The sequence below is a fragment of the Exiguobacterium sp. s26 genome (assembly GCF_018618235.1).
GTDB classification, from domain to species: Bacteria; Bacillota; Bacilli; order Exiguobacteriales; family Exiguobacteriaceae; genus Exiguobacterium; species Exiguobacterium chiriqhucha.
This window is the reverse complement of record NZ_JACSLS010000001.1, coordinates 193,107-213,924: the sequence shown is the minus strand read 5'-3', so window position 1 is coordinate 213,924 and position 20,818 is coordinate 193,107. Positions and strand designations below refer to the sequence as shown.

23 protein-coding genes are annotated in these 20,818 nt (G+C 54.7%); 4 read left to right on the top strand and 19 right to left on the bottom strand.

The window, feature by feature from the left end; all coding sequences use genetic code 11:
• Positions 1-3: 3 nt before the first annotated feature.
• The 5 genes from flgN to KNP82_RS01020 all read right to left on the bottom strand — a co-directional run bounded on the left by flgN (position 4) and on the right by KNP82_RS01020 (position 2,974).
• Positions 4-360: a flagellar export chaperone FlgN gene (gene flgN, locus KNP82_RS01040; RefSeq protein ID WP_029595003.1), complete on the bottom strand. Its 357-nt coding sequence runs from the start codon at positions 358-360 to the stop codon at positions 4-6.
• A gap of 112 nt (positions 361-472) precedes the next feature.
• On the bottom strand, positions 473-724 hold the full coding sequence (locus KNP82_RS01035; protein ID WP_021066556.1) for a flagellar biosynthesis anti-sigma factor FlgM: 252 nt from the start codon (positions 722-724) through the stop codon (positions 473-475).
• Positions 725-748: 24 nt separating this feature from the next.
• Positions 749-1,093, bottom strand: a complete 345-nt coding sequence (locus KNP82_RS01030; protein WP_051627695.1) for a flagellar protein — start codon at positions 1,091-1,093, stop codon at positions 749-751.
• 58 nt (positions 1,094-1,151) lie between these two features.
• Positions 1,152-1,820: a ComFC family protein gene (locus KNP82_RS01025; protein ID WP_058764216.1), complete on the bottom strand. Its 669-nt coding sequence runs from the start codon at positions 1,818-1,820 to the stop codon at positions 1,152-1,154.
• The gene (locus KNP82_RS01020) at positions 1,817-2,974 is read right to left on the bottom strand and encodes a helicase-related protein (protein ID WP_214716466.1); all 1,158 of its coding nucleotides are present in this window, start codon (positions 2,972-2,974) and stop codon (positions 1,817-1,819) included. Before KNP82_RS01020 ends, KNP82_RS01025 begins: the two co-directional genes overlap by 4 nt.
• 183 nt (positions 2,975-3,157) lie before the next feature.
• On the opposite strand from KNP82_RS01020, the gene KNP82_RS01015 reads away from it, so the two are divergent.
• On the top strand, positions 3,158-3,901 hold the full coding sequence (locus KNP82_RS01015) for a hypothetical protein (RefSeq protein ID WP_214716464.1): 744 nt from the start codon (positions 3,158-3,160) through the stop codon (positions 3,899-3,901).
• A 36-nt stretch (positions 3,902-3,937) separates the two neighbouring features.
• Here KNP82_RS01015 and KNP82_RS01010 read toward each other — a convergent pair whose 3' ends face one another.
• From KNP82_RS01010 to KNP82_RS15645, 7 genes are all read right to left on the bottom strand, one after another.
• On the bottom strand, positions 3,938-5,278 hold the full coding sequence (locus KNP82_RS01010; protein WP_251128608.1) for a hemolysin family protein: 1,341 nt from the start codon (positions 5,276-5,278) through the stop codon (positions 3,938-3,940).
• Between the two features lie 173 nt (positions 5,279-5,451).
• The gene (gene treC / locus KNP82_RS01005; protein ID WP_214714101.1) at positions 5,452-7,086 is read right to left on the bottom strand and encodes an alpha,alpha-phosphotrehalase; all 1,635 of its coding nucleotides are present in this window, start codon (positions 7,084-7,086) and stop codon (positions 5,452-5,454) included.
• An 83-nt stretch (positions 7,087-7,169) separates the two neighbouring features.
• Positions 7,170-8,618 carry a PTS system trehalose-specific EIIBC component gene (gene treP, locus KNP82_RS01000; protein ID WP_214826744.1) on the bottom strand — a complete coding sequence of 483 codons (1,449 nt, stop codon included), beginning with the start codon at positions 8,616-8,618 and terminating at the stop codon, positions 7,170-7,172.
• A gap of 203 nt (positions 8,619-8,821) precedes the next feature.
• The gene (treR, locus tag KNP82_RS00995) at positions 8,822-9,487 is read right to left on the bottom strand and encodes a trehalose operon repressor (RefSeq protein WP_058764564.1); all 666 of its coding nucleotides are present in this window, start codon (positions 9,485-9,487) and stop codon (positions 8,822-8,824) included.
• Between the two features lie 91 nt (positions 9,488-9,578).
• A complete protein-coding gene (locus KNP82_RS00990; RefSeq protein ID WP_058764224.1) occupies positions 9,579-10,427 on the bottom strand; it encodes a DegV family protein in 849 nt (282 codons plus the stop codon).
• Between the two features lie 94 nt (positions 10,428-10,521).
• The gene (locus tag KNP82_RS00985; protein ID WP_034778646.1) at positions 10,522-11,214 is read right to left on the bottom strand and encodes a response regulator transcription factor; all 693 of its coding nucleotides are present in this window, start codon (positions 11,212-11,214) and stop codon (positions 10,522-10,524) included.
• Between the two features lie 25 nt (positions 11,215-11,239).
• The gene (locus KNP82_RS15645) at positions 11,240-12,364 is read right to left on the bottom strand and encodes a sensor histidine kinase (protein WP_201455031.1); all 1,125 of its coding nucleotides are present in this window, start codon (positions 12,362-12,364) and stop codon (positions 11,240-11,242) included.
• A gap of 174 nt (positions 12,365-12,538) precedes the next feature.
• On the opposite strand from KNP82_RS15645, the gene KNP82_RS00975 reads away from it, so the two are divergent.
• Entirely contained in the window at positions 12,539-13,180 is a 642-nt protein-coding gene (locus tag KNP82_RS00975; RefSeq protein ID WP_058764228.1) for a YigZ family protein, read from the top strand.
• A 41-nt stretch (positions 13,181-13,221) separates the two neighbouring features.
• The gene (locus KNP82_RS00970) at positions 13,222-14,244 is read left to right on the top strand and encodes an LCP family protein (RefSeq protein ID WP_214826732.1); all 1,023 of its coding nucleotides are present in this window, start codon (positions 13,222-13,224) and stop codon (positions 14,242-14,244) included.
• A gap of 52 nt (positions 14,245-14,296) precedes the next feature.
• Here the strand turns inward: KNP82_RS00970 and KNP82_RS00965 are convergent, their stop codons facing one another.
• From KNP82_RS00965 to KNP82_RS00945, 5 genes are all read right to left on the bottom strand, one after another.
• On the bottom strand, positions 14,297-15,349 hold the full coding sequence (locus KNP82_RS00965) for a glycosyltransferase family 4 protein (protein ID WP_214826729.1): 1,053 nt from the start codon (positions 15,347-15,349) through the stop codon (positions 14,297-14,299).
• A gap of 126 nt (positions 15,350-15,475) precedes the next feature.
• A complete protein-coding gene (locus tag KNP82_RS00960) occupies positions 15,476-15,889 on the bottom strand; it encodes a Rok-like winged helix domain-containing protein (protein WP_029594989.1) in 414 nt (137 codons plus the stop codon).
• 218 nt (positions 15,890-16,107) lie between these two features.
• Positions 16,108-16,773 carry a beta-phosphoglucomutase gene (gene pgmB / locus KNP82_RS00955; protein ID WP_214826726.1) on the bottom strand — a complete coding sequence of 222 codons (666 nt, stop codon included), beginning with the start codon at positions 16,771-16,773 and terminating at the stop codon, positions 16,108-16,110.
• A gap of 200 nt (positions 16,774-16,973) precedes the next feature.
• Complete coding sequence (locus tag KNP82_RS00950) at positions 16,974-17,309, bottom strand: Asp23/Gls24 family envelope stress response protein (RefSeq protein WP_029594988.1); 336 nt, start codon at positions 17,307-17,309, stop codon at positions 16,974-16,976.
• A 73-nt stretch (positions 17,310-17,382) separates the two neighbouring features.
• Positions 17,383-18,438: an acyltransferase family protein gene (locus KNP82_RS00945; protein ID WP_029594987.1), complete on the bottom strand. Its 1,056-nt coding sequence runs from the start codon at positions 18,436-18,438 to the stop codon at positions 17,383-17,385.
• 277 nt (positions 18,439-18,715) lie between these two features.
• Here KNP82_RS00945 and KNP82_RS00940 point away from each other — a divergent pair, with 277 nt between their 5' ends.
• Positions 18,716-19,204 carry a hypothetical protein gene (locus KNP82_RS00940; RefSeq protein ID WP_029594986.1) on the top strand — a complete coding sequence of 163 codons (489 nt, stop codon included), beginning with the start codon at positions 18,716-18,718 and terminating at the stop codon, positions 19,202-19,204.
• Here KNP82_RS00940 and KNP82_RS00935 read toward each other — a convergent pair.
• Together KNP82_RS00935 and KNP82_RS00930 are read right to left on the bottom strand one after the other, a co-directional pair.
• Entirely contained in the window at positions 19,201-19,800 is a 600-nt protein-coding gene (locus tag KNP82_RS00935; RefSeq protein ID WP_214826723.1) for an alpha/beta hydrolase, read from the bottom strand. The genes KNP82_RS00940 and KNP82_RS00935 overlap by 4 nt on opposite strands.
• Positions 19,797-20,741, bottom strand: coding sequence for a VOC family protein (locus KNP82_RS00930; RefSeq protein WP_214826720.1), 945 nt, complete (start codon positions 20,739-20,741; stop codon positions 19,797-19,799). The genes KNP82_RS00935 and KNP82_RS00930 overlap by 4 nt, the downstream gene beginning before the upstream one ends.
• Between the last annotated feature and the right edge of the window lie 77 nt (positions 20,742-20,818).

Below are 20,818 nucleotides of genomic sequence, written 5' to 3'. Positions count from 1 at the left end.
TCCTTATACATCCCGGCTGAACGAGCGCGTCTCGAGCGCCTGTTGACCGTACGTGAAATCATCTGCCTCTGGCATGAGCATGTCCAAATGCCATTCGATATACCGGAGCGACTGTTCGAGCAGGACGGCGTTCAGTTCATTCTGCCGTTTCAGCTCGAGGACGACCGGTCGTAACGCTTCCTTCTCTTCATCGTCCAAAACGAGCGTTCCTTGAAGTCGTTCCGCTTCTTTTTGTTTGATTTGTCGGAGAATCGTCGCCTCTTCCTTGACGAGTGCGCTAAAAGCGGGCATGTCTCCGTTGACGAGCAGTCGTTCTTTGTCATAAGCCAGTTCGAGTAAACGTGTATGTAATGTGAGCATAAGTCTCTCCTTTGTCCAAAAAAAGAGCCGACTAAAGAAAGGGTGTCCCTTGTTTAGTCAGCTTCCGTGCCATCTTATTTATGCGAAGGTCTCCCTCGGACCCCGCTTTCATTCATCCTTGTAGAAAGCGTTTGGCGATGTCGCGCGCGTCCCGTGAATACGTCCCGGCGTTAATCTCCGCCTTCAAGGCGTTGATTTTTTCCAGACGCTCCGGGTGTTTCACCGGTTCTTCAAACCGGGCGCGGGCTTCGGCCGATATCGATAATTGGTCCGTTTGGCGTGTCAGCTCGGGCTTCGTCTCAGGTTGCGTTTTCTTCTCGTAAGTGTTCGGTAAGTGTACCCACTTTGCAGAATCGATGCGCATACGTGTCCCCCCTCTTCTCAGTTGTTAATCCAAACGATAAGCGCGAACGCTCTGTTTCGTGACGCTGGCTTGTAGCCCTTTCAGTTCTTGCTGCATGTCGGTCTGACAGTCCGCGCATACCTTTCCTTGGTTCGTCGGATTGCCGCAACGCACGCAGGCGATGTTCAGTGACGGATTGTCCTTGATGATCAGGCGTCCTTCATGGATGTATCGCGTGATATCAAGTTCGGAGACGCCTGTCGCTTCGACGAGGGCTCCGATCGTCGTCTGTTTGTTGGCGGGTTCGCGGATGAAGTCCCGGACTTTCAAGAAGTTTTGGAAATCGACTTCCGCGCAGGATGGGCAGTATGGCGAGCGGCTTTGTTTCATGAACAGCCGTCCGCACGTTTGACAAGTTGTTGCTTCCACAGTCATTCACCTCTGCCCTTTATATCGGACGCATTTTTAATTTGTTTAGCGTCCGGAACAGGCAAACGGCAGAAACTTGTTCCACCCCGGCCCAGCGCAAGGTGAGCGCCGCCTGATGGAGCGTCGTCCCCGTCGTATAGACGTCGTCGACGAGGACAATTTTGCCACAGCGTGGCAACTGCTGTACAGCGAACGGATTCGTACGGTGCCGCCTTTCTTCTTTCCCAAGTTCACGCTGACTCGAAACCTCGGATTTGACGAGCACCTGCTCCGTCGGTCCAATCATCCTTGCGAGCAGCTCCGCCTGATTGAAACGCCGTGTCCGCATCCGCTCCTCACTGAGCGGAATCGGGACGTAGACGACCCCTGGTTCTCGCGTCGCTCGCAGCACATTGCGTAGCTGTCGCGCCAGAACGACGTCGCCGCCGAACTTATAACGGTGGAGCCAATTCGCGCCCGACTCGTCATAAGCGAAGAGCGAACGGACGGTCAAGTCGAGACCAAGGGCGAGCCAACGGATACAGTCAGGACACGTCGCCCCGTCCGTGGTCGGGTGACCGCAGCGCGGACAACCCGCGACGAGCGGCGTCAACATCCCCTCACAGTCCGGACAGACCCAGTCTCGCTTCAACAACGTCGCCGGGCTCCACGGGACGGTGAACGGTTTCCGGCAGACGAGACAATTCATCGCCGGTTCGCCTCTTCAATCTCGCGAATGGCTTTATCTTGGCGGAACGTGCGCTCGTCGTAAAAGAAGACGACGTCCCCGGTCGGCGCGGTCGGTTTGCGCCCGGCCCGGCCCGCCATCTGGACGAGGGCGCGGGACGAGAACAAGGTGTGACTGCTGTCGAGGACGGCGACGTGAACCCCGGTCACGGTCATGCCTCGCTCCCAAATCGATGTCGCGAGCACGATCCCGTTCGTCGCCTCGAGCCAATCGAGCACGTCCGTCCGCTCGTCCGTGTCGGCCGAGACGGCCTGGTAGGCGAACCCGTTCGCCGCGAGCAGTTCCCCATAACGGACGAGGTCCGGTTTCGTCGGGACGAACAACAGACGGGGTGACGCCCCGTACCGGCGACAGAAGTCGAGGATGGCTGGCTCTGTCTCACGGACGAGCCGGGGCACGGGCAAATCGTGGCCATGATAGCGCCGGGACAGATGAACGGTCGGGAACTGGCGTTGCCAGACGGTCGGCGTCGCCGTCACGAATAAAAACAATCCTTTCCCGGCCCGGCGGAGCGTCCACCAGAGCGCGAGGTCGAAAGCGAACGGGAAGGCGTCGGACTCATCGACGAGAACGTAATCGAACACATGTCGCAAGTTCACGAGCAGCGGCGCCGTCGCGACGGTGATCATCCCAATCGTGTCCTTGTCCCCACCTCCGTAGCGTCGGGTGATGGGAACAGAGAAGGCCGCCTCGAGCCGATCGGCCCACTCGATGGCGACGTCACGTCGCGGTGAGACGATGAGGACACGCTTCCCGTCATTGACGGCACTCGCGATGACGGGGAACGTCATCTCCGTCTTCCCGGCCCCGCAGACGGCATGGACGAGCCCGCTCGTCCGAGATGCCCACCAGGCCAGGAGCTGTCGGCTGACGTGCTGCTGGTCACCCGACAGTTCGAACGGCATGACGAGGTCGGTCGTTTCCAGCGGCGCCGTGATGTCTGTTTCAGCAAGACGGTCGCATTGACAGACGCGACCGAGATGAAGGCAGTTGCGGCAATAGCGGCACTGCCCGTGATGGCATGTGTAAGCACGCGTGTCCGTGCTCAGACAGCGCTGGCAGACGCCGAATCGGATGGCGGGAGTTCCAACGGGTGCTAGGATGAGTTGGCCCATAAGATCAGTCCTTTTTCTGTTGACGCTAGCATACAACCCTCACATCCACATGTCATGTTCGTTGATGGAACAGGGACGGCTAACGGAAAGACGTCCCTTCATTTCATGCTGTAGACGGAGGTGAAAGTGCAAACGACCGACTATACTAGAAATAGACCAGTTATTGGAAATGAGGCAACTATGATGTTCAAACGACCCATCCACAACATCTTGACCGGTTTAGGCATGCTCGGTGTCTTCTTTGTAGGATGGTGGGGCTGGTATGTCTTTGACGGGAGCGACAAAGCGGAGCAACGCGCAATTGAGACGGCACAGGAGTATGTCAACGTCACTTACCCGGATCTGTCTCTTCATGTAGCGGACGTCATGTATTTATCACTCTACGATCCGAAATACCACGTGACGATGGCTTCTGACACAAGCGTCGATACCGAGTTCGTGGTACGAATCACCCGAGGCGGCCATGTCGTCGATGACAGCTATGAAGATGACGTCGTCTCAAAGGAAAACACATACCGACGCATCAGCGAGGCTTATGATGCTGCCGTTCAACAGTCAATCGCACCAACCTTTTCAGACCGCATCGATGTGATGACCGAATTGTCTGATTCAGCCTGGCGCGACGATGTGGCACACGGTGATGATGTCACTCACTTGCAACTCGATCAAGCCGTCGACCTCGAGTTTTACGGAGCTCGCTACGGCATCCTCTTCCTTCATGCGGAAGACGACTCCTATACATACGAAGACGTGATGGTTTTACTGCGTGACGTGAAACGTGTCGCCGACGAGAATAGGGTTCCCTTCCATTCCCTCAAGCTGCAAATCACGATCGATGGCATCAAACGTTATGCGGAAGGGATTCGATACAGCGACCTCGATTCGCCTCATCTGTCGGCACGACTAAAACAACGCATGAACGACTAAAAAGGCTCATCCGGTAGTAACGGATGAACCTTTTTCTTATGCCTCTTGAATGTCAGGGCGGACGACGAGTCGTACCCGCTCCACGTGATTCTCCGTCATCTCGATGACGGTCAAGACGTAACGGTCGAACTCGAGCGTGTCTCCGACCTCGTGCGTCTCGCGGTGGACTTGGAGCCAACCGCCGAGCGTATCGATGCCTTCTGAACGTTCGAACGTGATGCCGAACCGTTCCTCGAGTTCTTCGAGCAAGACGCGCGTATCGATTTCGTACGTCATGTCGTCGACCGTATGAATCGGGTCGACCTCGTCCTCGTCGAACTCGTCACGGATTTCCCCGACAATCTCTTCGAGCAAGTCTTCGAGCGTGATGAGACCGGCCGTCCCGCCGTATTCGTCCAAGACGATGGCGATGTGGGTCCGGGCCTCACGCATCTGTTTCAATGTATCTTCCAAAGGCGTCATTTCATGCACGACCGGAAGCTCTTTCACATAAGTGGTGAGATTGATGGACGGGCTGACCGCGAGTCCCATCAATACCTCTTTGACGTTGATATAGCCGATCAAGTTGTCCTTGTCGCCGTCCTCCGTGATCGGGTAACGGGTGTATTGACTGTCCGCGAACGTCTCGAGCACTTCGGCCCGCGTCGCTTCGATATCAATCGCCTCGACTTTCGTCCGTGGCACCATCACGTCTTTCGTGACGTGTTGGTCGAACGAGAAGATGTTTTGCATCATCGCGAGTTCCGTCTGGTTGATTTCACCGCTTTGGAAACTTTGCGCCATGATGATCTTCAACTCTTCTTCCGAGTGCGCTTGCTCATGTCCGGCCGGTTTGACGCCGAACAATCCGAGCAGCAATCGGGCCGATCCGTTCAACAACCAGATAAACGGGAACATGACCCGTCCGAACCAGAACAACGGTCGGGCGAAGATGAGCGTCATCCGTTCCGCATATTGAATCGCGAGCGTCTTCGGTGCGAGTTCCCCGATGACGACGTGCAAGAACGTCACGATCGCGAACGCGACGGCGAACGAGATAATCGATGCGAGCGACGCCAGGATATCGAACTCGTTAAACAGCGGGGTGAGCAATCGCACGACCGACGGTTCCCCGAGGAAACCGAGTCCGAGCGCCGTCACCGTGATCCCGAGCTGACACGCCGATAAGTAATAGTCGAGGTCAGACGCGACCTTTTTCGCGAGAATCGCCGACTTGTTCCCTTCCGCCACCAATTGATCAAGCCGCGACATCCGCACTTTGACGACCGCGAACTCCGATCCGACAAAGAATGCGGTGAGCGCGATCAATAGCGCCACCAACGACAACAATACCCAAATCGGGCCTTCCACTTCTCCGCCACCGCCACCGGCAGCCATTACGTGTGTAGAGTAGATCCTGTCCACATGTTCCTCGAGAGACTCGAGGGTCACTCCATATAAATAGTTTACAAGGTCACACGACTGTGTTCCTCGCCTAATGAATAACCTACCATGATAGCCCGCCTCTCGGCAACTAAAAGGAGGCGCTCACATGGAACGCCTCCGGACACTTAGTTTTGCTTATAGAACATGATCGCCTCATACGCCCGGAGCGACAACGTCGTCCCGTCGAGCTGCGGCACGTCATAGTTGTGGCTGACGACCTCGGCCTGCGAGAAACCTGCCGGGATCTCATACGTCGTCTCAGGGCCGTAGAAGTTGGCGACGACGAGCACTTCCTCGTCTTCCGTCTTCCGCGTGTACGCCCAGACGTCGAGCGCGTCCGGTGTGAGGAGCGTATAGTCCCCGTCCGTCAACACGTCGAACTCTTTGCGGAGCGAGATCAAGTTCTTGTAGTGGTAGAACACCGAGTTCGGGTCGTCGAGCGCCGTCTCGACGTTGACATCGGTATAGTTCGGCGCCACGTTGATCCACGGCGTCCCGCTCGTGAAGCCGGCGTGCGGCGTCGCGTCCCACTGCATCGGCGTCCGCGAGTTGTCGCGCGACTTCTGTTTGATGGCGGCCATCATGTCCTCGTGCGACACGCCCTGTTCGCGTTTCAAGTTATAGGCGTTGAGCGTCTCGATGTCACGATACTCGTCGAGCGAGTCAAAGCCCGGATTCGTCATCCCGATTTCCTCGCCTTGATAGATGTACGGCGTCCCTTGCAGGCCATGGAGCACCGTCGCGAGCATCTTCGCGCTCTCGACGCGGTGGTCGGTGTCGTTACCGAAGCGGCTGACGACGCGCGGCTGGTCGTGGTTGCACCAGAAGATGGCGTTCCAGCCCTTGCCGTGCATCCCTTCCTGCCACGTCGACATGATGTCTTTCAATTGCACAAAGTCGAACGGTGCGGCGACGAACTTCTCGCCGTTCGGATAATCGACTTTCAAGTGATGGAAGCTGAACGTCATGCTGAGCTCGCGCTCGTCCGGACTCGAGTAGCGGACGCAATGGTCGAGCGTCGTCGACGACATCTCGCCGACCGTGATGACGTCGTGGCCATCGAACACCTCGCGGTTCATCTCTTTCAAATATTCATGGATGCGCGGTCCGTCCGTATAGAATTTGCGGCCGTCCGAATCGTCTTCTGGGAAGTCCTGCTGCTTCGAGATCAGGTTGATGACGTCGAGGCGGAACCCTTTGATGCCTTTATCGCGCCAAAAGCGCATCATCTCATAGACGTCCTCGCGCATCTGCTCGTTCTCCCAGTTCAAGTCGGCCTGGGTCACGTCGAACAAGTGAAGGTAGTACTGACCGCTCGCTTCGTCATATTTCCAGGCGTTGCCGCCGAACTTCGACTCCCAGTTCGTCGGTTCGTCGCGCCAGATGTAGTAGTCGCGATACCGTTCGTCCCCGGCGAGCGACTTCTGGAACCATTCATGCTCGGTCGAGGAGTGGTTGACGACGATATCCATCATGAGCCCGATGCCACGCGCCTCGGCCTCGCGGACGAGCTCGTCGAGATCGTCCATCGTCCCGTATGATGGATCGATCGCGTAATAGTCGCTGACGTCATAGCCGTTGTCGTTTTGCGGCGACTTGTACACCGGGGTCATCCAAATGTATTCGATGCCGAGCTCGGCCAAGTAATCGAGCTTCGCCGTCACCCCTTTGATTGAGCCGGTGGCATTGCCTTCCGGGCTATAGAAGCTTTTCGGATAGATTTGATAGACGACGGATTTACGCCAGTTTGGTTGTGTCATAGATGTAGTCTCCTTTTGTAAGAGTTTTCATTTCGATAGGAAAAGGGGAAGAACCTCCGTCCCTCCCCTTGTCAGTAATCTTCTTATGCGACTTTGTTTTTCTCGATCTCGCCTTTTTTCATGTAACGTTTCGACAGGGCGAGCGTCAACACGAACGGAATGACGAGGGCGATGACCATCCCGACGATGAAGATAAGAATCTTATCGGTGAAGATTGACAGGAATCCAGGAAGACCCCCGACCCCGACAGCGAACGCCTGGACGTCGTTCAATGTGATGAACACCGCCGCGACGGCCGACCCGATCATCGCCGAGTAGAATGGGAACTTGTTCGGCAAGTTCACCCCGAACATGGCCGGCTCGGTAATCCCGAAGAATGCCGAGATCGATGACGTCGAAGCCATACTCTTTTGTTTGGCGTCGTGTTTGAACACGAGGAACATCGCGAGTGCGGCTGCACCTTGGGCGATGTTCGACAAAGCGAGCATCGGCCAGAGGAACGTCCCGTTCGTCTCCGCGATGAGCTGCAAGTCGATGGCGAGGAACAAGTGGTGCATCCCGGTAACGACGAGCGGTGCGTAGAGCAGACCGAACAGGAGTGCCCCGACGACCGGTACCGCTTCAAACACGTTGACGATTCCCGTTGCAATCAAGTTACCGAGGCCACGTGTGAGCGGTCCGACAATCGAAAGCGCAAGGAAACCAGTGATGACGATTGTCGTGATTGGCACGACGAGCAATTGAATCGCATTCGGTACATGTTTTTTCAAGAAAATCTCAATATGGCTCAAAATGAAGGCCGCGGCCAAAATCGGAAGAATCTGACCTTGGTAGCCAACTTTCTCGATCTCGAACAAGCCGAGGATATTGAACGTCGGAACGTCGCCCTCCAGCGCTGCTTGTCCGTAACCCCATGCATTCAAGAGATCCGGGTGGACGAGCAAGAGACCCATGACGATCCCGAGCACTTCGCTGCCGCCGAACCGTTTCGTCGCCGACCAACCGATGAGTGCCGGGAGGAAGACGAACGCCGTGTTCGCCATCATGTTGACGAGATCCCATAACCCTTGTAGGTTCGGATATTCCTCAATCAACGTCGCACCTTCGACGAACAGTCCTTCTGAGGCGAGCAAGTTGTTAATCCCCATCAATAGACCGGCAACGATGATGGCCGGGATGATCGGCATGAACACGTCCGAGAACACTTTGACGAGCTTCTGGAGCGGGTTCATCTTCTTACCGCCCGACGATTTGACCTCGGCGACCGTCGCCGCTTCAAGCCCAGCGAGTTTGATGAACTCGGCGTAGACACGCTCGACGTCCCCGGCCCCGATGACGACCTGATACACACCCGAGTTTTCGAATGCGCCTTTGACGAGATCGGCTTCTTTCACTTTTGCTTCATTGACGAGCGACTGGTCTTTCAACGAAAGACGGAGCCGCGTGACACAGTGTGCCGCTTTGTCGACATTATCCTTGCCCCCGATGGCTTCAAGGATATCCGCGGCGATTTGACGATAATCTGCCTTCATATTGTAGGCCTCCTTTGTTTGAAAGCGTTTGTTGAAAACGGTTACTTATGAGTACAAACAAAGTTTAACTTATATAGATAAGTCATGTCAACAACTTATCTATATAAGTTAGGTGTGACAACTATGTGACAGGCGTTCACTATTTTTGTTCCCTCTTGCCTTGATTCAAAACGAAAAAAAAGACTCCTTTCGAAAAAGGAGCCTTACCGGCGCGCCACATCGCTGAACTGGAACTTGTCGAGCCGGTGGCGGGACTCGGTATATTCGAACTGTCTGCCCTCATAGAGGAACGTGTCGTTCGTGATGACGATGACGTATTCATAATCGTGCAGGTCGAGCCGCAAGCGGTCGAGCTCGGTCACGTCCTCGGCCGCGATCTTCCGTTTGGCGTAACTGATTTGCATCCCGAGCTCGTGCTCGACATAGGCGTAAATCGATTGCGCGGCGATTTCTTCTGTCAGGCCGGGCACGAGGTCTTTGACGAAATAGTTCACGTCTAAGATGACGTTCTCACCATCGAAGTTGCGGACCCGCTCAATCCGGTACATCCGTGTCCCCGGCGTCAAATTCATTCGGTCGGCGAGCCACGCCGGCGCCTCGATGTCCTCGAACGAGGCGACCGATGTCTGAATCGAGCGACCGAGCATGCTGGCGTACACTTCGGAGAAACTGACGATGCCGTTGAACTGGAACTCGATTTGATCGCGCCGCAGCACGAACACGCCTTTCCCGTGATGCTTCCGGACGTAGCCGTGCTCTTGGAGCAAATCGAGCGCTTTCCGGACCGTCCCTCGGCTCGCCTCGTACTCGTGCATGAGTTCGGTCTCGGACGGCAGTTTCGACTCCGCCGCATACTCGCCCGTCTTCATCCGCTCGGCGAGGCGCTCATAGATTTGACGATATTTGGCCACAGGCTCACTCCTCTCTATCGAAAAAGACGACCAGATGGCCGTCTTTTGTTTACCATTCGCGGCGATACCACGTGATGCCGATTGCGCCTGGCCCAAGGTGTGTCCCGATGACCGGTCCGAAATGACCGCCCGTGACATGCGCCTGCGGAAACTTCTGTTTCATCGAGGCGATTTCCTCGGCCTGACGTTCCGGGCAGTTGGCGTGGATGATGCCGATACAGTAGCCTGTCCCGTCGCCTTGAATCGACTGTTCCATCATCTCTTCGATGCGACGGACCGCCTTCTTGTACGTCCGAATCTTCTCGAACGGGACGATCATCCGGTCTTGGAAATGCAGCACCGGTTTGATTTGAAGGAACGACCCGACGAGCGCTTGCGCCGCGCTGAGTCGGCCGCCTCGTTGGAGGTGGTCGAGGTCATCGACGACGAAGTACGCCCGAATCAACTCGCGCATCTTTTCAAGGTGAGCCATGATTTCTTGCGCCGACGCGCCTGCATCGCGTAAATGAATCGCTTCCTCGACGAGGAACGCTTGAGGCATACATGAGATCTCCGAATCGAATGCGTGAACGTTGACGTCGACCATGTCGTTCAAGGCGATCATCGATTGATACGTCCCGCTGATGCCGCTCGAGAGCGTGATCGCGATCACGTCCGTCACCTCGTTCGGGAGACGCTCAATCAGTTCAATCGTTTCACCGATGCTCGGCTGGGACGTCGTCGGCAAGTTCCCTGCCTCGATCCGGTCATAAAAAGCCTCGGTCGTGATATCGACGGCTTCGCGGAACGACTCCCCGTCAAAAATCACGCTGAGCGGTGCGACGTGGACGTCGTGGCGCTCACAAAATTCGGCCGGCAAATAGGCAGTACTGTCGGTCAAAATGGCTATGTTTCCCATGCTATATCCTCACTTTACATCGTTTCGTTTTCCAATTGAATGTGGATTCCATTCCATATTGTAGCATAAAAACGATGTATTGCATCGGTAGAGGTCAAATCTCAACCCATCCGCGGCGGATGGCATCGACGACGGCTTGCGTCCGGTCGTTCACTTCCATCTTGCGGAGCACCGACGAGACGTGGTTCTTGACCGTCTTCTCGCTGATGAACAACATGTCGCTGATGTCGCGGTTCGAGCGGCCCTCGGCGAGCAAGTGCAACACTTCGACTTCACGACGCGACAACAATTGGTAGACCGGATCATCCGTGCGGTTCTCGACGTTACGGCCGGCCTGCTCCCCTTTGAATTGGAGCAAGCGACGGTACTCTTTCAAGACGTTCGTCGTCACTTTCGGGTGCAAGTATGCCCCGTCCTTCGCGACCGAGCGCACGGCCGAGATCAGCTCGGTCGATGCGACTTCTTTGAGTAAGAACCCAGATGCTCCGGCTTCGAGTGCATGCGTGATGTACGACTCATCGTCGTGAATCGACAAGATGAGGACGCGCGTCTCTGGTGAGAGCACCGACAACTGTTTCGTCGCCTCAATCCCGTTCAATTCAGGCATGTTGATATCGAGAATCAAGATTTCCGGCTTGTGGTCCGCGGCGATGCGAATCGCCTCCGTCCCGGTCCGTCCTTCGGCGACGACCGTGAACTCGTCCTCTAAATCAAAAATCCGTTTCAAGCCTTCTCGAAACAGCTCATGGTCATCCACAATCGCGATGCGTGTTTGTAATTGTTCCATCTGGATACTCCCCCTTGTTCTTGTCTTACGTGATCGGAATCGACATGCGGACGACCGTCCCTTTGCCGACTTCCGAATCAATGGTCATGCTTCCGTTCACAAGCTCGATCCGTTCTCGCATCCCAACGATCCCGAATGACTCTTCGCCAATCGAACTCGGCACGAATCCGACCCCATGGTCGCGTACATGAATATGTATCGCATCATGCGCTTGCTCGACGTTGACGATAATCTCCGCCGTCTTCGAATGTTTGATCGCGTTTTGGACTGCCTCTTGGACGAGCCGGAACACGTTGATCTCCAATTTCTCAGGCAGTCGGGCCCGCGAGCCCCGGTAGTTGAGCCGGGTCTTGATGGCCGTGTATTCCTCAGTCTGATGGAGATACCGTTCGAGCGTCGGCAAGAAACCGAGGTCGTCAAGCGACATCGGACGAAGGTCGTAGATGAGACGCCGGACGTCGACGAGCGCGCCGCGGATGAGGCGTTTCAGCTCGTGCAGTTCGGCGAACGCCTCGTCTTTCCCCCGCTTGTCGAACGTCTTCTCGATCAAGTCGGCCCGAATCAAGATGTGGGCAAGCGATTGCGCTGGTCCATCGTGCATTTCACGGGCGAGGTGACGACGTTCACGTTCGGCCGCTTCAAAAACGCTGATTGCCATCTCTTGCTTCTTCATCATGTCCGAGTACTCTTGTTGCAGGTCGTCCCGCAGGAAGTTCAGCACGACGGAGACGCGGCTGACGAGCTTGTCGGCCCGCTCAATCGTGTCCTCGAGGATGAGCAGGCGGCGCTCAAGGTCGTTGCGACGCTGTTGGCCGGCCATCTCTTCTTTTTGGATGAGAAAACGCTCGAGCTGCATTTGGTTGGCGCGTTCGTACGCCTCCCGAATCTCTTGTTCGCTATGTATATGAAACTTCTTGCTCACTTGGACGAGTTTGTTCTTCGCCGCTTTCACGAGCAGGTCGAGCCGTTCCGACTCCTCGATGTAAAACTCAATCTTTTGCGTCAACTCTTTCAGTTCGTTCTGAATCAACGAATATTCGTTGGCCGAACTCTCGGTAATCCGGACGATCTCCTCTTTACTTTCCGTCACCGTATCAATCATATTTGTTATGATATGTTCTAAAGCTGTACGATCGGTAATATGATTCACGATGCCATCCCCTAATAATTCGGTAGTAAGTCCTCATCTATTCCTATTATCGTCTGCGGAACGTTCGTTTACAGTGAAACTTGGAGGCTCTCCTTCCCTTTCGCCGCAACTGGCGTTGACGCCTACTTGAATTTTAAAAAAAATATTCAAAAATAGAAAGGAGAATTTTCAGAAATGTCTGCTGAACAAAATTATACTATAAAACAAGACGGAGAATACGAGGTCGTCATTCAAAAGTCAAAATTTATCGCCCACTTCAAACGGGTCACGTCCGAAGAGGAGGCGCAGGCGTTCATCCAAGCCATCAAGAAGGCGCATTGGAACGCCAATCATAACTGTTCGGCCTATATCATCGGCGAACGGAACGAGTTCCAAAAAGCGAACGATGACGGCGAGCCGAGCGGGACGGCCGGGCTGCCGATGCTCGAAGTGCTCCGGAAACGCGAGTTGAAAGACACGGTCGTCGTCGTCACCCGCTACTTCGGCGGCATCAAGCTCGGCGGCGGCGGACTGATCCGCGCTTACGGTGGCACGGTGAGCGAAGGTCTCGACGCGGTCGGCATCGTCGAGCGCATCCCGATGCAACGCTTGACGCTAACGGTCGATTACGGCTGGATCGGCAAGGTCGAGAATGAACTGCGGCAATCGTCGTACCTCCTCGACGACATCGTCTACGCGGACACCGTCACGTTCCACATCTCGGTTCCGGTCGAAGAGACCGACGCCGCCCTCGCCTGGCTCGTCGATTTGACAAACGGCCAAGGAGGACTCGAGACCCAGGACCAACGTATCATCGAACGTGATTTTGTGCGGTAGGTCACGTATACTAAAGGAAACGAATGAAATGAGGAGACGACATGGAACAAGACTCCCGCAAGAAACGCCCCGTGTGGAAAATCGTCCTGCTCGTGCTCGGCCTCGTCCTGTTGATTGGCGGGTCGGCCTTCGGCTACTTCGTCTTTAAGGCGAACGAGACGGCGGAGAACACGAACAGCGAGCTGACACGCGGGGACAAGTCGGACCGTCGAGAAGAGACGGTCGATTTGACGAAAGATCACTTCTCCGTCTTACTCGCCGGCGTCGATGGCGGCGCCTCGCTCGAAGAAGGACGGACCGACTCGCTCATGGTGGCGACGTTCAACAAGGAATCGCGCCAAGTGACGCTCGTCAGCATCCCGCGCGACTCGTACGTCGATATCGTCACGACTGACGGTGAGTTCAAAGACAAAATCAACCATGCCTACGCCTACGGTGGCATCGACACGACGATCGCGACGGTCGAGAAACTGTTCGACATCCCGATCGACTACTATGCGACGATCAACTTTGATGGCATCGAGGATCTCGTTGATGCGGTCGGCGGCGTCGAGGTCGATGTGCTCGTCCCAATTTCCGGGCGGGCGACCGGCAACGTCGAACTCGAACCAGGTGTCCAAATGTTAGATGGAAAAGAAGCACTCGCCTACGCGCGCATGCGCAAAGACGACCCCGAGGGTGACGTCGGACGGGCGAAACGTCAACAGCAGGTGCTCGAGGCCATCATCAACGAGGCGACGACGATCAATTCGTTCACGAAGCTCAACCGGATCATGAATGCGGTCGGCGATAACATCCGAACGAATATGTCCTTGTCCGAGGCGTCACAGCTGCAGCCGTACACGAAGTCGCTCCGGTCGTTCAACCAAGAGACGCTCGCAGGCGGTGACTTGACGCTCGGCGGTGTGTATTACTATGAACTCGACCCGGCCGACTTGAGCGAGAAACGCACACTCTTGAAGAACGAGCTCGGCCTGCCGGTGACGGCGGAAGACAGTGACAACGGAACCGGCGACGGCTTGAATGAAACGGAAGACGGTTTCAGCGAGACGACGACGTACTGATACCAAAAAACGACCGGGGACGCGTGTCCCCGGTCGTTTTCATATGGTCACATCAGGCCTTCGGCCGGCCGAGCAGGCGTCGTGACGTCTGGATGATCGGCTTATAGTTCGGATGGATCAACTCGGTCGATTCGACGATCAGCTCGATGACGATGAGCACGATGACGAACGTGATGATGGCTCCGAGCATCGTCGTCTTCGCGAACAGAATCGAGGCGATGCCGAAGAAGAACGTCATCCCATACATGAGCAGGACGGCTTGCCGCGTCGTGAAGCCCATATCGATCAACTGGTGATGCATATGCGACTTATCAGGCGACATCGGCGGACGCCCTTGCACGAGCCGACGGACGATCGCAAAAATCGTGTCCGAGATCGGCAGACCGAGCAAGAGGACCGGGACGACGAGCGAGAACAGCGTCACGTTCTTGAATCCGATCAAGGAGAAGACGGCGAGCATATAGCCGAGGAAGAGCGCCCCGGTGTCGCCCATGAATATCTTCGCTGGATAGAAGTTATGGACGAGAAAGCCGAGCGTGCTCGCCAGGAGCAACAGCGCCATCATCGTCAAATAAACGTTCCCTTGGATGATTGCGAGCAGCGCGATTGTCCCGAGGGCGATGCTCGAGACCCCGGCGGCGAGTCCGTCGAGACCGTCGATCAAGTTGATGGCGTTCGTGATGCCGATCAGCCAGAGCACCGTCACCGGGATGCTCCACGAACCGAGATACAGCTGTTGGTCGAACGGCAGGTTAATCAATTCGATGCGCATGCCTGAGTTCAAGACGATGACCGTCGCGATCATCTGGCCCATCAGTTTGACGCGGGCCGTCAGTTGGAAGCGATCATCAATCAAGCCGGTCAACAGGATGACGACCGCCCCAATCAAGATGGCATCGTTATAACGGCTCGTCGGCAATAGGAGCGCATAGCCGATAAAGAAAGCGATGAAGATGGCGAGGCCGCCGATCCGTGGCATCGTCCGTAAATGTACTTTTCGGGCGTTCGGGTGATCGACCGCTCCGATCAGAAAAGCAAACCGGCGAACGAGCGGCGTGATCAAGATGGCCATCACAAAACTGACCAACATGGCAATCCATAACATGGGCCAACGTTCCTCTCTCATAAAAAAATAGACTCTGGCGAATTATAGCATATTTCCCTTGAGGCGAGACGTATCAGAAATGTTACAACGAAAAAATCCCGACGAGGTCGTCTCGTCGGGTCACGTTCAGGCGTGGGCCGGATGCGTCGTCACTTCATCCGTGGCCTCGTATGTATACAAGCCGCGGCCAATCTTTTTGATGTCAGGATTGACCGATTCGATTTTCACCATCAATTGGTAAATATTGCTAATGTGGTGACGATAACGCAACTCGAGCTCCATTTGAATGTCCCGCACGCTCATCGTCTTCCGTTCCTTCAACAGGTCTGTTACCTGATGGACATAGACCTCGAGCGGATAACGTTGATTGACGCGACGTGGGCGCATTCGTTTTGACGGATCGAGTAGCGATTCTTCTTCCCGCTTGTTCCGGTTCAGTTCCGAAATCAAATACTCGGCCCGGCGTTGCAGCTGGCGATACGACTCTTCGATCTCCATCAGTTCCCGATAAATATTTTCATTCACGTTTGTAGATTCCATGCACAAATCCTCCTCTACACCTAATTGATGTTCCCCATCACCCAAATTCATCAATTATTACCAGTTATTACTTGTTCCCATATAAAAGTGTAACGGTTTTGTAATGTACTTGTCATCTATTTTTAGGCATTTCTATCTATTTTAGGTCTTTTGGACCAACACAAAAAGATGACGACTGTTCGGGGCAGTCGTCATCTCACGGAAGATGATCGTAGTCTTTACGCGCCGACGCGTTCGAGGATGCGTGCGAGCGAGAGTTCATCGGTCGAAGAAACGATGAGGTCTGCATGACCGAGCATCGACTCTTCCCCGACGGCGACAGCAAACATGTTTGCCGCTTTGATTGCAGTTACGCCTGCAGCTGCGTCTTCAACGCCGATGGCATGTTCGGGTTTCACGCCAAGGGCAGAGGCAGCCTTCAAAAACACTTCGGGATGTGGTTTTGATTCGGCGACAGTTGCTGCATCGACAATGTGATCGAAGTAATGACGGACACCAAGTGCGTCTACGACCGCGAATGCGTTTTTAGAAGCCGAAGCCATTCCGATTTTGAGACCAGCCTCTTTAATTTCATCGAAGAATGAAATGATGCCCGGCAACAAGTCGGCTGAAGAGATGTGTTGAATGAGTTCAACGTAATGCTCGTTCTTCTTCTGTGCGAGTTCCGCTTTTTCATCCGGTGTGAAATCGTCCTGTCTTCCACCGAGCGCGAGGATGCGCTCGAGCGAGTCCGTCCGACTCACGCCTTTTAGCGTCTCATTGAACTCGCGGTCAAACGGAATATCGAGCTCTTCTCCAAGTTGTTTCCAAGCGAGGTAATGGTACTCCGCGGTGTCAGTGATGACACCGTCCAAATCAAAAATGACTGCTTCAATCGTCGACATACATGCTTTCCGCCTTTCCTTCTAATGCTTCTGTCGTCAGACTACATTAAGGGAACTTGACAAGTACCCGTTGCACGATTGGTCATTGATGCAAACGGTTGCACTTGTTCGATTTCTATTATAAATGAAAAAGCCATCATCATGCAACCGCTTTCGCAAAAAAATAAAAAAGCAGGAGAAGCAGGTGCTTCTCCCACGACTTATAATTGGATTCCGACGACTTTCACGTTCACCGATAACGGTGTCATGGCAAGCATCGTGTCCATGTCTTGCGTGATGCGTTCTTGCACGGCCGTCACCGTCTTGACGATCGATTGACCGTACGCGATGTAAAGTGACAAGTTGATTGTGACGCCTTCTGACGACTCGTCGACTTTGACGTGCTTCATGAGCGCGCGCTCTGACAATTTCGTATCTTCTTGTGTGAACGACACGTATTTCGTCTCTTTGACCACGACAGCGGCGATCATTTCCACGACGTGGCGTGAGACGTTGACGTCTCCTTCAGTGCTGTGCATTCCATTTTCGTATGGCATGGTGTCACTTCCTTAACTCTAGTTTCGCTTCCCATCTTAAAGTGTAGCGGAAAACCGCCATTTAGAAAAGGGTTTACGATTTCACGTCCTTCATATCTTGGGCACGGCGAACGTCAATCTCAACGAGCGGCTTCAACAGCTTGACGACCGGCGGGCTGATAATGACCAGGACGATCAAGAAGGCGACGCCGAACAAGACGAGCAATTGGAGCCACGACGTCGGCATGAAACCGGCTGGGATGAACGCCTTCCAGGCGACGACGAGGAAGACGTGCACCAAATAGACGTAGAGGCTATACTTCCCGGCCCGGGTGAACACCGGCAGTTCACGCCCTGGAATCATCAAGGCGAAGCTGATCGCCATAAGAATCGACACCGTGTAGACGATCAAGAAAGCGAACGGCCCGCTCCAAATCGCCTCCGGCACCGCCGACTCATAGGCGAACCGGAATTTGAACAAGTTACCGATATGATAGAACGTACCCTCCTGTTGGAAACTCATCGAGGCGAGTAGCCCGAGCGTGAGCGTCGTGAAGACGGCAAAACCGCCAATCCGGTAACGGTTGCGCTGCTCGGCCCGCTTCGGCAATTCAAAGAAGTTCAACGTGTTCCGTTCGCTCATCCAGTTCCCGATCAAGAAGAACGGGTAGAACATGATGACTTTCCGGAGCGCGAAGAACCCGGTCGACTCAGCTTGGAAGCCGAACAGGAGCGCGAACAAGAGCGCGAACAGCACGTATCCTTTCAATTGTGTCACGTACGGGGTGATGACGTACCAGATGATAATCGCCATCAAATACCAGAGCGCCCAATACGGCGTCAAGATGTTCAGTGCAGGGTTCTCGAGTGATAAGAGCGGGATGCCCTCGGTGAAGGCGAACCACGAGCCGAGAATCACTTGCCAGATGACGTAGACGACGAACAACTGGATGACGCGCAAATAACGGTTCTCCCGGAAGAAGTAACCGCTCAACATGATGAACAACGGCATGTGGAACGTGTATAAAAATAAATAGACCCATTTCGGCAGGATGTCGTCATACGCGCCGCGTACGTCGGTCAACAAGTGACCGAACACGACGAGCAAGACGAGCACGCCTTTAATATTATCGTACCAATGATTTCGCATGTCTTTCCCTCTAGTTCTTTATTAGTTTTCTGATGTTCTCTCTTTTTTGCCTCATCCATCATAGCCGATTTTTTGAGCTGATGAAATTACGATTCCACAAAAAAATGATGACTTCACTGTCATCATTCCCCGGATTTGCCCTCTGCAAGCCGAAACGTCAAGAAATCTTCAAGCTAGAGCACGTTTCGCGCGTATTCAAATAGACGAGAGTGGGTACAGTATAGTATAGTAGTCTTACTAAATAATCAGAATATTCTAATAAAAGGAGGTGTGGAGAATGGCTTCCGTCATCCGTAACCGTCATCATATGGTGCATGACCCGAAACGTTCATTCTCTAACTTCGGATTTTGGTGGTTCACCGGCGCCTTTTCCGTCGGACTGCTCATCGTCGCCTTCGAACCCATCCGGGAACGATTTACCGCCATCCATCCGATTCTGTCTGCCCTGTCGTTCGTGTTCATCTCGTTCTTCATCGGTGTCGCCATGAAGCTCGCCCGGGACGTCTGGTGGCTTAATTATCTGCTTGAGCGCACATCGAACCGGTATATGTACATCGGCGCGGATACGCTCCGCGGTTGGCAGTACACGCTTGACTCCATCTGGTTATTGACCCGCACGTCACAAAAAAAGCTCGGCCGATTGTATATCCAAATCGACCGAACCGTTCGTTCTGAAGAGGCGAAACGTCTGTTCGCCGCCTATTTGATTGATCGAGGTGTGCTCGTCGTCTATTCGAGACCACCGAAACCGAAGAAGATGGCTTAATCGAGGAACGGTTCTAGCCATGCCCGAGCTGCCTCGACTTCTTCCATGCGCAGCTCGTGCCCACCTCCGTGATAGAAGAGTTCGACGTCCGCTCCGGCACTCCGTAGCGTCGACGTGAGCTCTTCTGTTTCTGTTTTCGGGCAAATCGGGTCACGTTCTCCGGCCGAGATAAACACGTTCGCACCAGCGAGGTCCGGCAGCGTGAGCGAGCGGTCCGGGACCATCGGGTGGAATAAGAGCGACGCGTGGAATGCGTTTTGTCGGTACAGCGCCGAGCCGATCAAGTTGGCGCCGTTCGAATAACCGAGCGGAATCATCTTGTCCCGGTCGATGCCGTACTCTGTCGTGGCGTCATCCAAGAACGTCAAGAACTGTTCCGTCTGTTTCTTCAAGTCCTCGAGGTCGAGTACGCCTTCCGCGTGACGGCGGAAGAAGCGGGACATGCCGTTCTCGAGGACGTCCCCGCGCAGCGTCAAAATGTTCGCCTCCGGGGCGAGGATTCGGGCGAGCGGAATCAAGTCCTGTTCCGTCCCTCCTGTTCCGTGCAATAAAACGAGTGTCGTCTCGGTCGTGCCTTTGATGAATTGATGAATCATGTCATGTCTCCTCTCGGGATTGTAATCGTCGGTAACGTGCGAGTGATCGCCTCGCGGTCTTGTTCGAACCAAGCCGGGAGTTTGAGTGTCGAGCCGAGGCCCTCCAAGCTCTCATCGATCAAAAAGCCAGGGGCGTCGGTCGCCAGTTCGTGAAGAATCCGGCCGCCGTCATGGAAGTAGACCGAGCGGAAATAGTGACGCTCTTTCACTTCGGTCGGGCGTAGCCCGAGCTCGAAGATGGCGTCTTGCCATGAGGCATAGTCTTCCCCATCATTGATGCGCCAGGCGATATGATGGACTGTCCCCGAACCAGGAACCCCGTTCGGCAGGATGGTCTTTTTCACGTCGATGACGTTGCCGTAGTCGGCCGTCGCCTCAAGGCGAATCCATTCTGAATCTTCCCCTACCGTCTCAAAGCCAAACAGCCCCGTCAACAGGCGAACCGTCGCCTCCGGGTCTTTCGACAATAACGTCGCCCCGGCAAAACCAACAATCGCCTCGCGTGACGTCACGCCCGGCACGACCCAACTTGTCTGTTTCGTACTGGTCCGGGCGACAAGCTCGACGACAAGTCCGTCCGGGTCTTCAAACAGGAGCGACGGCTCGCCGAAGCGCTCGGTCGCGACCGTACCGACGCCATGGTCGTTCAATCGTTTCTCCCAGAACAACAGACTGCCTTCCGGGACGAGATAAGCCGTGACCCCGACCTGTCCGCTGCCGACGCTACCTTTGCCGATCCCAGGGATCGGGAAGAACGTGATGACCGTCCCCGGTGACCCTTGCTCGTCCCCGAAGTAGAGGTGATACGTGCCCGGGTCGTCGAAGTTGACCGTCTGTTTGACGAATCGAAGTCCGAGGACATTCCCATAAAAATCTAATGTACGTTGTGGGTCTTTCACCATCGCCGAGATGTGATGGATACCCGCTGATTGCTTCGTCATGTCATGTCCTCCTTTTTATTATCTTGATTTCAAGATAAATCATTTTTGAAGAAATGTGAAACTTTTTGCTCAACATG